The sequence below is a fragment of the Candidatus Limnocylindrales bacterium genome (assembly GCA_035571835.1).
Classification (GTDB): domain Bacteria; phylum Desulfobacterota; class Binatia; order UBA1149; family CAITLU01; genus DATNBU01.
This window is the reverse complement of record DATNBU010000024.1, coordinates 1-14,053: the sequence shown is the minus strand read 5'-3', so window position 1 is coordinate 14,053 and position 14,053 is coordinate 1. Positions and strand designations below refer to the sequence as shown.

Sequence of the window (14,053 nt, the reverse complement as noted above, 5' to 3'; positions counted from 1 at the left end):
CCACATTCAGGAGATCCCGCAATGTCCAGACACGACGACCTCGAGGCCATCCGGCAGCTCAAGTACCGCTACTTTCGCGCGCTCGACTGCAAGGACTGGGACGCGCTCGCAAGCACGCTCGCCGAAGACGCCACCACGTCCTACGACAACGGCCGCTACGCGTTCGAAGGTCGCGCGGCCATTCTCGAGTTCCTTCGCGGTGCGCTCGGCAGCCCGAACATGATCAGCATGCATCACGGCCACCACCCGGAGATCGAGCTCACCGGTGACAGCTCGGCGCGAGGCACGTGGTATCTCGAGGACATGGTGATCTTTCGCGAGGCGAACACGGTGCTGCGCGGCGCCGCGTTCTACAGCGACGAGTACGTGCGCATCGATGGCGAGTGGAAGATCCGCTCGACCGGCTACGAGCGCACGTTCGAGGAGATCGAGCTGCGCGCGGCGCCGCTGCAGATCCGTACGCGCTTCGATGCCGCCGGGTGAGGCGTAAAAGTTTCCTCATCGATCGGCCGGGCATGACTACGGCAGGCGAACATGAGAGAGCGGCCGGGCAATACTGCGTCTCAACGAGGAGGAACGCATGCGGGTCTACGGATCGTTCGGCCCCAATCCACGAGCCCTTCGGATGTTTCTCGCGGAGAAGGGAATCACCATACCAACCGAAGAAGTCGACCTCATCGGCGGCGAGAATCGGCGCGGCCCGTACACCGGCAGAAATCCCGGCGGTCAGCTTCCCGCCCTCGAGCTCGACGACGGTACGATGCTCGCCGAGACCGTCGCGATCTTCGAGTACCTCGAAGAGCTTCATCCCGCGCCTCCTCTGATCGGTGCAACTGCCATCGAGCGCGCCGAGACGCGCATGTGGCAGCGCCGCATCGAGCTGCGCATCACCGAGAACATTTACAACGGATTTCGCTTCGCCGAGGGCCTCGGTCTTTTCACCGATCGCATGCGTTGCCTCCCGCAGGCCGCCGACGGTCTGAAGCAGACGGCGCAGGACAACCTGCGCTGGCTCGACGAGCTCATCGACGGCGGGCCGTCCGTGGTCTCGGACCGTTTCACGATCGCCGACATCATCCTGTTCTGCGCACTCGATTTCGGACGCAGCGTCGGCCAGCCGTTGCCAGACGAATGCACGAAGATCACAAACTGGTTCGCAGCCGTCTCCTCGCGGCCCAGTGCCGACGCGAGCCTGCATGCCTCGTCTGCGGCAACCGGCATGCGGGGATAACGCAAGCAGCCACAACCGCCCGCGTGAACGCCGAGCCGCGCGGCGACAGGAAAAGGAGCTCCCATGAAAACGTTTTCAATCGTCCAGGCGTTGATCCTGAGCATGGTACTGAGCCCGCCATGCTCTTACGCCGCCGACCAGCAGTGCGGAGATCTCAACAACAGCGGAGGCGCTCCGCTTTCGTCGGATGCCCTGCTCCTGCTCAAGTACGCCGTCGGTCAGCCGGTGTCCGTGAGCTGTCCTGCTCCTCCTGCGGCCGGAGTGAAAACCAGCGCGCGCAATGAGTTCCTCACCATCAACACTACCGATACGACCGTGGCGACTCTCGACGTAACGTTTCCGGCAGCCGGAAATGCGGTTGTGATGTTTGAAGCCGAGGTCAAGGCATCCGACATCAATCAGTTCGTGCTGTGCTCCCTGCTCGAAGGCGTAACGCAACTCGACGCCTTTGACTTCGATCCCGGTGACAACGACACGCGGTTTGACCTGCAGCAGTCGCACCATTCGACGATCCCCGTAACGGAAGGACCGCACACGTACCATCTGGTTTGCCTTACGAAGCCCGGTGACAGCGCCGCAGTCGATACGTATGACGCCAAACTGGTCATCATGTATTTCCCCGGCTCCCTGTAAGTCCGCGCGTTGAAATCGAAAGGGCGCGAGACGGAATCCGTCTCGCGCCCTTTCTCGGAAAACCGACGAGGTCCCGCGTCGGTCGTCTACTCGACGGGGCACCCGCCGACGCCCGGTGTGTAGTGCGCCTCCGGGTCGCCTTTGCAGAACAGGGTAAGCGCCGTCTGCAAGGTCAGGCGTCCCGGCCCTGGCAGTCCGGCTGCCGTGTTGACCGACGTCGCGGTGGTTGCCGGTGAGCAGTACGTGCCCGCCGCCACCGGAATCGCAGGACTCGGGTTGCCCTGAGATACGATCGGATCGGGGAAACACGCGCGGCGTTCAACGAGCGTACAGGTTCCTGCATCGACGCCGATGATCAGCGGCGTGCAGTCGACGTTGGTCGCGCATCCGACCAGACCGCCGCCGTCGGCGCGCGTGAGCGCATCACACCACGTATCGTCGGGTCCGGTTTCGCAGAAGCTGTCATTACCGCCGGAGTCGACACAGACGCCGTTCAGGCATGCGTTCGGCTCGGTCTGCTCGCCTTCGCCGTTGCTCGAACAGGTCCCGGCGCCTTCGGCAGCACAGTCCGCATCGACGTGGCACGCGATCTTGTCGTTGTCGCTGCAGACCCGGCACGGGCAGTTCACTTCGGAGAGCGGTCCTTCGACCGCGCACGGAACAACCGCGTCGAGCTGCGTTTGGCCGGTCGTGAGATCGATCGTCAGCGGCAGGCCGCCCTGGCTGATGTCCGCACCGGCGAGCGGGAAACAGTCGAGGCTGTAGAGGGCGCCGGTGGGCGGCGGGAACGTCGAATTGAAGGCCTGTGCATCACAGCTCATCGTGTCGTTCCTGCCGCCTTCGCACACGCCGCCACGCACGCCGTCGGCCGGGGTCGGATCGTTCAGGCACAGAGGACATGGCGTCAGCAGCGACGCACCGAGGAAGATCTTCTCGGACAGCTGCAGATGGATGAAGCCGCTGCCGGTGTCGACGTTGCCGGTGCCGGTTGGCTGCGCCGCCAGGCCGTTGAGCACGCACACCGGCGTGTTGCCGGACGACAGCGGCATCGGCGGGCCGAAGTAACACTGGCAGAAGCCGCCGTCGCAGAACTGGTCGTCGTTGCCGGCAACCGTGAAGCAGACTTTCTGGTTGTCGGACACGCAGCGGCAGTCACCGAGCGAGGGATCGTGGCCGGTGATGGTGCACTCGCCACAAGGAGCAGGCCCCTCGCAATCCACAAAGAGTCGAGCCGGAATCGGGTCGTCGATGTCCGCATCGTGCGCGAGGCCGTTCCAGCCGATATCGGAGTCGGTCACGGTGCGGCAGCGATGAATGCTCTCGTCGCAGGTCGAGAACGGCGCGCAATCGCCGTTGGTCGCGCACACTCCGCGAATCTTGGCGAACAGCGCGAACTGTGCGACGCCCGGGCACTGGAGCGAGGGGTCATCGCAGTCGCTGCAGTTTGCGGTTACCGGAAGGCCGACGGCCAGCTGCAGCACCAGCATCGCGTCCGTCGCGGTCACGTCGCCCGACTCGTTCACGTCGCAGACGCAGAGCGCGCATTCCTCGAGCTCGACCGACGTACGCAGCACGAAAAGCGCATCGGCGGTGGTCGGCGCCGTGCCGGTCGACAGAGGCTGGCCGCAGTCTCCCGTCGCGGCGATCGACGGAGCGGAGGCGAGCAGCACGGCTGCGACAAGCAATGGAACGCGGGAAGTCGAGAGACGCGAGAGACTGGCCATGGCACTACCTCCATCGGGAGCACGGACACCAGTGTCTCCGCCTCCGCACGCATTATCCGGCCCGGCCAGCCCTCCTTTTCAATGGCATTCCATGCGATGCGCTGATCCTTACCCCCGCTGCGCAGCGGAAAAACTCACAAACGGGTGCCGTTGCGCACCGTATCGAGCGGGCAGCTCTCCGCCCGCGCGGTCTGTCGTCAACCGCGCTGCGTAGAAACACGCGGTCAGTAACGCGCCGTTCCTTCGGGCTCGTCGATCACGCGATTCTCGATCGCGCCGAGGCCCGCGATCTCGATGCGCACGACGTCGCCGTCTTTCAGCCACGACTTCGGATTCATCCACAGCCCTACGCCGCTCGGCGTACCGGTAACGATCACGTCGCCCGGCTCGAGCGTGAAGGCGGTCGAAAGATGCTCGATGATTTCGTCGCAGTGGAAGATGAGGTCGGAGGTATTCGCGTTCTGGCGCAGCTCGCCGTTGACCCAGGTCTTCAGGTCGAGCGCATCGGGATCGGCAACTTCGTCCGAAGTCGTGATCCACGGGCCGAACGGACAGTGCGTGTCCCACGACTTTCCCATCGTCATCGTCGGCACGCGGATCTGCCAGTCGCGCACGCTGACGTCGTTGGCGACCGCGTAGCCCGCGACGACGCTGCGTGCTTTCGCACGCGGAACGCGGCGGCACCTCTTGCCGATCACGATCGCGAGCTCGCCTTCGTAGTCGATCTGCTCGGATTCGCGCGGGCGATGGACGGCGTCGAACGGTCCGGCCGCCGACGTCGACTGCTTGTTGAAGATGATCGGCACGACCGGAATCGGCATGCCGCACTCCTCGGCGTGCGCGCGATAGTTGAGGCCGACCGCGAGGATCTTCGGCGGCCGCGCAATGGGCGCCTCGAGCCGCACTTTGTCCAGCGGCAGGCGGCGTGCGTTGCGCGAAGCGATGCGGATGGCCGCCATGGCATCCTCGCCGCCCTCGAGAAGCCCGAGCATCGTTGACGGGCACGCAGGTCCCGAAAGATCGGCAATCCGGTCGTCGTATACTTCGCCGATCCTGGTCTTTCCCTCATATGTGAACGTCGCAAGTTTCATTTCATCTCTCCTTTAGCGGCTCGCGAACATCGCGAGTGGCGAGTGGCGAATGGCGAAAACCGTCCGGTCTGTTTCTGGAACCGGTGGGCGGTTCTCGACGAATCGAATGAGCCCTGGCCGGCATCACGGAAGCGGCTGGCCGAAACCGGGGGGCATGTCGGCGCCCCACTGGCTGGTTTCGAGACCGTGGACTTCGCCGGGCCACGACGCATCGAGCAGGTCGCCGTCGGTGAAGTGCTCGTGGATGAGGCCCCACGGATCGCGCCAGTAGTCGAAGATCTGGCTGCCGAGCGTGTGCCGCGCGATTCCCCACGTGTGCCGGTAGCCTTTTGCGGCCAGATGCTCGTGTCCGATCCAGACGTCGTCGAGATCACAGACCTCGAACGACGCGTGATTCAGGCTGGTCTGCCCGTCGAACGAGCGGGCGAACACCAGTGTGTGATGATCGGTGAACTCGCTGCCGAGATCGCAGCGGCAGAAGTGCGCGAGCGCGAAGTTCTCGAGCGCGATCGAATCGCTTTTGAGCAGGCCGAAATGCCGCGAATACCAGTCGAACGCTGCATCCGGATCCGCCAGGTTGATTGCAGTGTGGCCGAGCCTCTTGACGCGCGCCGGTCCTTTCTCGACGCGCTTCAAAATCCCGCGCCGCTCGATGCGGCTTCCGAGGTTGAGACCGAGCGACGGCCGTACGGCGAGCGGCTCGACGCTGTCGATCCCGTGCACGACCTCGACCCGCACGCCGAACGGATCGTGCAGCACGACGCGCCGCCCGCCGCCGGGCTCGCCGGTGTCATGCACCTGCGAAGCTCCGGGAGCTTTCGCGATTTTGTCGAGATCGCCCGCGCTCGACGCGAGCAGCGCGATGCCGATCAGCCCTGCGTCGGCGCCGTGCTCGCTGACGTGCACGTGATGCGCAGTGCCGGCCCCGCGCATATAGAGCGCCGATTCCGTGCGCGCACTTCGCTCGAGGCCGAAATCGGCCAGGTAGGTTTCCATCTGATCGAGGTCGGGCACGCGAAGGCGAACGAATGCGATGTCGCGGATTTTGATCAGGGGAGTTGTCATCGTGCGTCTCCAGCTTCGCCATGCAGCGTGGTTTTCAGGGTGGCGACGAGGTCGTCGAGCGAATGGGCGTCGTCGGTGACGCCGAAGACATACCGGTCCGGCCGGATGACGGCCGCCGCGTGCGCGCCGAAGAGACGGTCCCAGTGACCGCGAACCAGCGTCAGATCCTCGAGTGAGACGGCGGGCGCGCCGATGCGCTCGAGGTACGTGCGGCTCGCATCGTTCATCGAAAGTGCAGCAGCATTGCGGCCGACTACGCAAAATCCGTTGCCGAGAACCTCGTCGAGCAGCTTCGCATTTCCATCCGCGGCCGCGACCGTCGGCTGATTCGACAGATAACCGGTCACGCCCGAGTCCGAGACCTGGCTTTCGACGACGAGACCGAAGCGAATCGGCGGCGCGCTTCGTCCCTGCCCGTAACCGCTGCGCATCAGATCGTCGGGCGGGGGACCGCATGCGCGTCCGGCTTCCGCGTCGGCCAGCGCATCCATCAGGCGTCCGACGGCGACAGCCCAGTCGACGAGCTCGTGCGCGTGCGGATCGCGCTCTTCGGCGTACGTATCGAGCAGCGATTGCGGTGCGGCGCCGCGGCACACGAGCGCGAGCTTCCAGACGAGGTTGACCGCATCGCGGAAGCCGGCGTTCATTCCCTGGCCGAGAAACGGCGGCGTCTGGTGCGCGGCATCGCCGGCAAGAAAGATGCGGCCGTCGCGCCAGCGCGCGGCGGTCGCCGCATGGAACTGATATACGGCCGCGCGCCGAACGGTGTAGCGATCCGGCGCGATCCACGGCGCGAGCATGCGCCGGACGTTGTCGCCATCGACCATGTTCTCGCGCGTCTCGCCGTCGAGCAGGCGGAACTCCCATCGCCGATACGGATCCTTGCCGCAGATGTACGTCGTCAGGCGCGCCGGATCGCAGACCTGCATCGTCACGCCGGGAAGATCGGCGACGTCTTTGACTTCCACGTCGACGACCAGCCAGTCGTGATCGTACCCAAGGCTGCGCCACGCAATGCCGAGGCTTCGCCGCACGAAACTCGACGCTCCGTCGCATGCGATGAGCCAGCGTGCGCGCACCTGCGTTGCTTTTCCGCTCGCCAGATCCGTTGCCGAGACCTGCACGCCGTCGTCGTCCTGACCGATGGCGGTGACTTCGTGCCCGAACCTGGCATCGACGTTCCGCTCGCGAAGCATCAGCCGGCGAAGCTCGCCTTCGAGCTCGGGCTGGTCGAAGAACGCGCCGTCGCGCCAGCCGTTGACGCCTTCGGCAGGCATCTCGACGCCGAAGTGCGGATTGCGGCGCGAATCGGTGAAGTATGCGGCGTCACCGGCGCGATACGGCTGCAGCAGCGCATTGATTTCCGAGCCGAGGCCGACGCGCTGGAACGCGCGCACCGTCTCTCCGTCGAGCAGCACCGCGCGCGGCAGGTCCGAGACGGCGGTCGTGCGGTCGAGCACGACGACCTTCAGGCCCGCGCGCGCGAGCAGAATTGCCGCGCCGGCGCCGACCGGACCGCAGCCCACCACCGCAACATCCGCAACGTCTGCAACGTGCGCCGTCCGCGCGTCATTGCCGCCGGCCTCTGCGTCGCGCGATACGCTCATGCACCCTTCTTCCTCGCGTTCGGCTTCACAGCGGCATCGAGCGACGACAGCAGGCGGCGAATGCGCGCATCGTCGAGACCAAGGATCCGCAGCACCATCTCAATGAGGCCGGCTTCGATCCTCGATTGTTCGAGCGGCCGCCCGGCCGCATCCGAAAGCGCGCCGACGATGATCCATTCCCAGTAATGGCCGACGCGCGGCAGCGCGTCGCCATGGACGTCGCCTGCGGCAACCATGGCCGCGACATCGCGGCGCGCGAACGGTCCGCATGCCTCGCGAAGCGCAGCAGCAAGAACCTGCGGCCTCTCGAGCATCCACGGCAGCGCCGGGTGACGCGTGAGCATGCGGAACGTGCTCGACATGCTCTTTACGAAGACCCAGGCCTTGTCGGAGGCTTCGGAGAACTCGCGTTCGATGGCGGCCGCAAATTCGCGCATCGACGCCTCGATGCCGGCCGCGAGCACCGCCTCGGTCGACGGAAAGTGATGGTAGAACGTGCCGTGCCCGACATCGGCGCGCTCGGTGACGGCCTTGACGGTGAGGGCCGGGACGCCCTGCTCTTCGAGCAGCTCGCGGGCCGCGTCGACGAGATCCTTGCGCGTCTTGCGGCTGCGGCGGGTGGGTCGCTCGATGGTCGGGATCGCAGCGGGGCGGCGCCCGGCCTCGGCTTCCGTGGCCGATATCGCCGATGCCGCATGGGTCGCTGCCGACGAACCGGCGGGTAATTTGCGGGCTTTTTTGCGATCTGCGGCCGGGTCCATGTTTGACACTCCGTCGGAAACCGACATATTGTCGATTTTCGACGATCTGTCAATCAGAATCTCCGGCGTCGCTCCGCGACGTCGGAAACGGACGGCGCCCCGTGCGGCGATCGCGATGTCAGCGGCTGGTGCGCACGCGGGCCACCGCTCCGGTCCATCCGCGATAGAGCGACTCGCGTTCGGCGTTCTTCATCTTCGGCTTGAACACGCGATCGACCTTGCGCACCGATTCGAGATCGCGCGCGCTCCTCCACAACCCCGCGCCGACACCGGCGAGGAACGCCGCGCCGGCCGCCGTGGTTTCGATGACCGTCGGACGGTCGACCGGCACACCGAGCACGTCGGCCTGGAACTGCATGAGGAAGTCGTTGGCACTTGCGCCGCCGTCGACGCGCAGCACGCGCAGCTTCTTGCGGCAGTCGGCGGTCATCGCATCGACGACGTCGCGCGTCTGATACGCGAGCGACTCGAGCGTGGCCCGCACCAGATGGTCCGACGTCACTCCGCGCGTCAGGCCGACGATGGCGCCGCGTGCATCGGCGTCCCAGTACGGCGCACCGAGACCGGCAAACGCCGGGACGATGTACGTGCCGAGCGTCGAGTCCACACGCCGCGCCGCTGCTTCGCTGTCGCCCGCGGTCTTCAGGATCTTCAGCCCGTCGCGCAGCCACTGCACCGCGGCTCCGGCCACGAATACCGCGCCTTCGAGCGCGTAAGCCGGTCCGCCGTCGGCGCGGCAGCAAAGCGTCGTCAGCAGGCCGTTCTTCGACTCGATCGGCTTGTCGCCGCTGTACATCATCAGGAAACAGCCGGTGCCGTACGTGTTCTTGACCATGCCCGGCGACGTGCACGCCTGGCCGAACAGTGCCGCCTGCTGGTCCCCGGCCACACCGCTGATCGCAACGGTGCCCGGACCGACGATTCCCGGCGCCGTCCTTCCGAACATTCCCGCCGACGGTCGCACTTCGGGCAGCATCGCCTTCGGCACGCGAAGCAGCCGGCAAAGGCTGTCGTCCCACCTCATCGTGCGGATGTTGAACAGCATCGTGCGCGACGCATTCGTGTAATCGGTCGCGTGCACATCGCCGCCGGTGAGCTTCCAGATCAGCCACGAGTCGATCGTGCCGAACGCGAGATCGCCGCGTTCCGCTCGCGCGCGTGCGCCGCGCACGTTGTCGAGGATCCACGCGACTTTGGTTCCGGAGAAATACGGATCCAGCACCAGGCCGGTCTTCTTGCGGACATCGCGTTCGTCGCCCGCGGCGCGCAGCCTGTCGCAGACCGACGCCGTGCGCCGGTCCTGCCAGACGATGGCGCGATGGATGGGTTTGCCGGTCTTTCGATCCCAGACGACCGTCGTCTCGCGCTGGTTGGTGATGCCGATGCCCGCAAGCGCCGAAGGCTTCACTTTCGCGTGCGCGAGCGCTTCGCCGATCAGCCGCTGCGTGACGTTCCAGATCTCGTCGGCGTCGTGCTCGACCCAGGCCGGCTTCGGGTAGTGCTGTCGGAACTCGGAGTACGCACGCGAGCGCACGCGGCCTCGCTCGTCGAACACCATGACCGTCGAGCCGGTCGTTCCCTGGTCGATGGCGAGAATGTAACGGGCCATGGCGCAGAACCTCCGGCCGCGAATGATGTCGCCGCAGCCGGAAAACGCGAAGGCATCCGGTGTTCAGTGCCCGTGCTTGCCGCCGCCGTGACCACCGCCGCCGTGACCTCCTCCACCCGGTCCGTGCTGTCCGCCTCCGCCATGCGGCCCGCCTCCACCATGGCCGCCGCCATGCATGCCGCCCGGTCCGCCGCGACCACCACCGCCGCCGTGCATTGCCGCGCCCGAACCACCACCGCCGTGACCGCCGCCATGACCACCGCCGTGCATCGCGCCGCGATCCTTCGACGAACCGCCGCCATGCGAAGGCGGCCCGCCGTGGCCCGATCCCGGACCATGTCCGGACATGGACGGAGCTTTGCCGCCGCGGTCGGCGCCGCCGCCGTGCTGGCCGCCTTTGCCGTGCGCTTTTCCGGCGCCACCGCGATTTCCCTTTCCACCGCCGCCGCGATTTCCCTTTGCGCCACCGCCTCCGCGGTTTCCTTTTTCGCCACCGCCGCGGCTGCCCCTCTCGACGCCGCCGCTGCGATTGCCCTTGCCGCCGCCGCCGCCGCGGTTGCCCTTCTCGACCCCACCGCCGCGATTGCCTTTAACGCCGCCGCCGCGCTCGCCACGCATCGCCGCTCCGCCGCGATCCGGTCCGCGTTCGCGTCCGGCGCCGCCGCGCACATCTGCGCGATATCGATCGCCGTAGCGCGAGCCTTCGCGTGACCAGTGCTCACGATTGGCCGAGCCGTACTCGCGCTCGAGATAAGCCTGGCGGTAGGCAACGCCGCGTCGGTGGCGCACGTCATGACGCCAGTAGTCGTCATCTCCGTAATTGCCGCTGTAATACCCGCCGTCGTAGTGACGCCGATAGACGTGATGGTGGTGCCAGTCGAGGTCGCCCCAGAAAAGCCCGCCGAACGTGATGCCTACGCCGAACGTGATGACCGGAGCGATCCCGACGGCAATGCCCGGATAAACGTAGACGCGCGGATAGAAGATGACCGGCGGAGGCGGTCCGAAGATCACCCGAGGATTGTAGACCGGCACGAACAGAACCTCCGGCTGCACGGGCACGATGCGGACGATGCGCGGCGGAGGAGGAACGACATAATGCACCGCGGGCTGCGCAGGCGGCGGCGGAGCCTGCTCGATCTCGACCCGCTGCTGTTCGGTGGTCTTCAGGTTGCCGAGGTCGCACGCGCGGCTGCGCATCACCTGCACGGCGTTGAGCACATCGTCCTGCTGTGCGAGGAACGCTTCGCCGAGATCGCTCGTCCATTGCGGATCGGCGCCCATCAGCTCGATCGCCTGGGTCGCGTGCGTGAGCGAATTCACGCTCACGTCCCAGTTCTTGTCGGCGATCGCATCGTCGAGTGCTTTGCCGTTGAGGTTCGGATGCTCGCGATGCCACGCGGCCGCTTCGGCGACTTCGGCCGGATAGGTCGCCGCCATGAGCACGTCCATCAGCAGCGGGTCCGGATAAAGGGCGACCGGCGCGACGAGCTGCTCGAGCCGCTCCTGGGTGAACTGCGGTGCAGCGGGTGCCTGCGCGGAATCCGCGCCGGGGCCGGCCGGCGTTCCGGGTGCGGCCGCCGGTTCCGGATCGTTCTGCGCGTCGATTCCTCCAGTCGCGTGAGCGTCGCCGGAGGCACCCGGGTCTTCACTTGCGATGCGCCCGGGGACGCCCGTCGATTCGCCCGTCACGCTGGTCGTCGGCGAATCGCATCCTGCCAGCGCGATCACGATCGAAAAGAAACAGCCGGTGATCACTGCGGACGTGTGCGTCGGCTGAAGGCTGCGAATTCCCATGGCGTCTCCCTGCGAAAGCGTGCGGAGAACAACTCTCTCGCATGCGCGCATCCGCAGAATGGTCTGCCTGCCCGCACCGAGCAAGAAACCATCCGCCTCAACTGCGGCGAAGTAATCGCAGGAAGTAATCGCGGGGAGAAGAGCGCAAAGATCGGCCGGGGTGTGAACGCACGAGCATTCGCACCCCGGCAAGGAGCTTACGGACCGACTGCAGAGAACTGGGCAGTGGTGTTCTTCTTCGGCGCAGTGAAGTCCGACGTCCAGCAGGCTCCGGTGCTGTTGATCATCTGCACCGTCAGCGACGGATCGACGTCGAAGTACTCGGATGCGCTGAGCGTCGGCGGCAGCGCCAGGTGCGTGGACGACAGCTTGGCGCTCATCGAGGACTTGCCCGGTTCGAGAGTGGTTTTCGCCTTGATCTGCGCGAAGCCTTCGACCATTCCGTTCTTGTCACTGTACGAGATCGACCCGGTCTTCTCGACCCACACGGTATTGGCCGGCAGGCTGTACGATCCGACCTTCTCCGGCGTGTTACCGGTGCGGTCATAGATGCACAGCTGGTACTTGGTCATCGCCTTCGGCGAGCCGAGAGCGCTCCCCGGAACCGGTTCACCGTTCTTCCACTTCCACTGGATCCGGTTCTTGGTCGGATCGGCGTCGCTCCTCACTTTGAAGCCGGATTTGGCCGCCGTGAAGCAGCCGGTGGCCGGCAGATCGCCGCAAAGATCGACGCATGCGTTCCCGTTGCCGCCGCCACACACGCCGGCGCTGCAGGTCTCGCCGATGGTGCAACCATCGCCGTTGTCGCACGCGCCGCCATCCGGATCGGTGGAGATGCACGCATCGGCAGCTTCGTTGCAGCTTTCCGAGCAGTCGCCGTCGCCGTCGCCGGCGAAGCACGGATCGCCCGTATGCACGCTGCATGCGCCGGATGCGCACGTGTCGGCACCGTTGCAGAACGCGCCATCGTCGCACGTCTTGCCGTTGGCTTCGTGGTTCGCGTTGCAGGTTCCCGAACCGTCGCAGGTATCCGGGTTGTCGCAGGCATCATCGGCGCTGCTTCCGCACGGCGTCGTTGCCGCTTCGATATTGGTCCGGCACGTTCCCGAGCCGTCGCAGCTGTCGGCATGATCGCAGTCGCTCTCGGCGCCGTTGCCGCACGCCGTATCGACCGGCGCCGCTGCATCGGCCGGGCAGGCTCCTGCGCCATCGCAGTTTTCCGCCGCATCGCATGCATCGACCGCGCCGCGGCAGAGCGTCGTGCTCGACGCCGCAGCGTCGGCCGGGCACGCGGCGGCAGCTCCCGTGCAGCTCTCGGCGGCATCACAGATACCGGTCGCACCGCGGCAGACCGTCGACGACGACGCAAAGCCGTCGGCCGGACAATCCGCAGCGGCGCCCGTGCAGTTTTCGACCTGGTCGCAGACGCCGGCTGAGCCGCGGCACGCCGTCGTCGATACGGCGAACGAATCGGCCGGACACGCATCGGCAACGCCGTCGCAGGTCTCGGCCACGTCACAGACACCGGCCGCGCCACGGCACTCGGACGTGCTTTTCGAATCGCTCGGACAGGCGTCGCTCGCACCATCGCAGGTTTCCGCAACGTCGCAGATCCCGCCCGACCCACGGCACTCTGCCGTGCTCTTGGAATCGGCCGGACATTCGTCGCTTGCGCCGTCGCAGGTTTCGGCGAGATCGCACACGCCACCGGCCGCGCGGCATTCCGCCGAGCTCTTCGTGTCGGCCGGGCAAGCGTCGGCGACGCCGTCGCAGGTCTCGATGGTATCGCAGATTCCGGCAGAGCCGCGGCAGACGGCCGAGCTCTTCGCGTCACCTGGACATGAGTTTGCAACTCCGTCGCAGCTTTCCGCTACGTCGCAGACTCCCGCAGCACCGCGACACTCCGCGGTGCTCTTGGCATCGCCCGGACAGGCGTCCGCGAGGCCGTCGCAGCTTTCGGCCGTGTCACAAACGCCGGCCGAGCCGCGGCACTCGGCCGTGCTCTTGGCGTCGGCCGGGCATGAATCGCCCGCGCCATCGCAGGTCTCGGCGAGATCGCAGATCCCGGCCGATGTGCGGCAGACCGACGTGCTCTTGATGTCGCTCGGACATGTATTGACAAGGCCGTCGCAGGTCTCGGCGAAATCGCATACGCCGGCCGCGCCGCGGCACACCGCCGTGCTCTTCGCATCGGCCGGGCACGAATCGCTCGCGCCGTCACAGGTTTCCGCCAAGTCGCAGATGCCGCCGGATGCACGGCACTGGGCCGTGCTCTTCGCGTCGATCGGGCACGAGTTGCCGGTGCCGTCGCAGGTTTCCGCGGTATCGCAGACGCCGGCGGACGCGCGGCACTGAGCCGTGCTCTTCGCATCGCCCGGACACGCGTCGCTTGCGCCGTCGCACGTTTCCGCAACGTCGCAGACTCCAGCCGCTCCTCGGCATTGCGCGGTGCTCTTGGCGTCGTTCGGACACGTATTGACGAGGCCGTCGCAGGTCTCGGCGAGATCGCATACGCCGGCCGCGCCGCGGCACACC

General features: G+C 66.4%; 11 protein-coding genes. 3 read left to right on the top strand and 8 right to left on the bottom strand.

What is annotated here, in order from left to right; all coding sequences use genetic code 11:
• Positions 1 to 21 precede the first annotated feature (21 nt).
• From VN634_09620 to VN634_09610, 3 genes are all read left to right on the top strand, one after another.
• Entirely contained in the window at positions 22 to 483 is a 462-nt protein-coding gene (locus VN634_09620) for a nuclear transport factor 2 family protein (GenBank protein HXC51129.1), read from the top strand.
• 97 nt (positions 484 to 580) lie between these two features.
• Positions 581 to 1,231 carry a glutathione S-transferase gene (locus VN634_09615; protein HXC51128.1) on the top strand — a complete coding sequence of 217 codons (651 nt, stop codon included), beginning with the start codon at positions 581 to 583 and terminating at the stop codon, positions 1,229 to 1,231.
• A gap of 63 nt (positions 1,232 to 1,294) precedes the next feature.
• Positions 1,295 to 1,864 (top strand): hypothetical protein, encoded by a 570-nt coding sequence (locus VN634_09610; protein ID HXC51127.1) that lies wholly within the window; start codon positions 1,295 to 1,297, stop codon positions 1,862 to 1,864.
• Positions 1,865 to 1,950: 86 nt separating this feature from the next.
• On the opposite strand, the gene VN634_09605 is transcribed toward VN634_09610, so the two are convergent.
• From VN634_09605 to VN634_09570, 8 genes are all read right to left on the bottom strand, one after another.
• Positions 1,951 to 3,588, bottom strand: a complete 1,638-nt coding sequence (locus VN634_09605) for a hypothetical protein (GenBank protein HXC51126.1) — start codon at positions 3,586 to 3,588, stop codon at positions 1,951 to 1,953.
• Positions 3,589 to 3,812: 224 nt separating this feature from the next.
• A complete protein-coding gene (locus tag VN634_09600) occupies positions 3,813 to 4,679 on the bottom strand; it encodes a fumarylacetoacetate hydrolase family protein (GenBank protein HXC51125.1) in 867 nt (288 codons plus the stop codon).
• 123 nt (positions 4,680 to 4,802) lie between these two features.
• Entirely contained in the window at positions 4,803 to 5,744 is a 942-nt protein-coding gene (locus VN634_09595) for a VOC family protein (GenBank protein HXC51124.1), read from the bottom strand.
• Complete coding sequence (locus VN634_09590) at positions 5,741 to 7,351, bottom strand: bifunctional 3-(3-hydroxy-phenyl)propionate/3-hydroxycinnamic acid hydroxylase (protein ID HXC51123.1); 1,611 nt, start codon at positions 7,349 to 7,351, stop codon at positions 5,741 to 5,743. Before VN634_09590 ends, VN634_09595 begins: the two co-directional genes overlap by 4 nt.
• Entirely contained in the window at positions 7,348 to 8,112 is a 765-nt protein-coding gene (locus VN634_09585) for a TetR/AcrR family transcriptional regulator (GenBank protein HXC51122.1), read from the bottom strand. Before VN634_09585 ends, VN634_09590 begins: the two co-directional genes overlap by 4 nt.
• Before the next feature lie 118 nt (positions 8,113 to 8,230).
• Positions 8,231 to 9,721 (bottom strand): glycerol kinase GlpK, encoded by a 1,491-nt coding sequence (glpK, locus tag VN634_09580; protein ID HXC51121.1) that lies wholly within the window; start codon positions 9,719 to 9,721, stop codon positions 8,231 to 8,233.
• Between the two features lie 63 nt (positions 9,722 to 9,784).
• A complete protein-coding gene (locus VN634_09575; GenBank protein ID HXC51120.1) occupies positions 9,785 to 11,518 on the bottom strand; it encodes a DUF3300 domain-containing protein in 1,734 nt (577 codons plus the stop codon).
• Positions 11,519 to 11,715: 197 nt separating this feature from the next.
• Positions 11,716 to 14,053, bottom strand: a 2,338-nt coding sequence (locus VN634_09570; protein ID HXC51119.1) for a hypothetical protein, incomplete at its 5' end; no start/stop codon positions are given.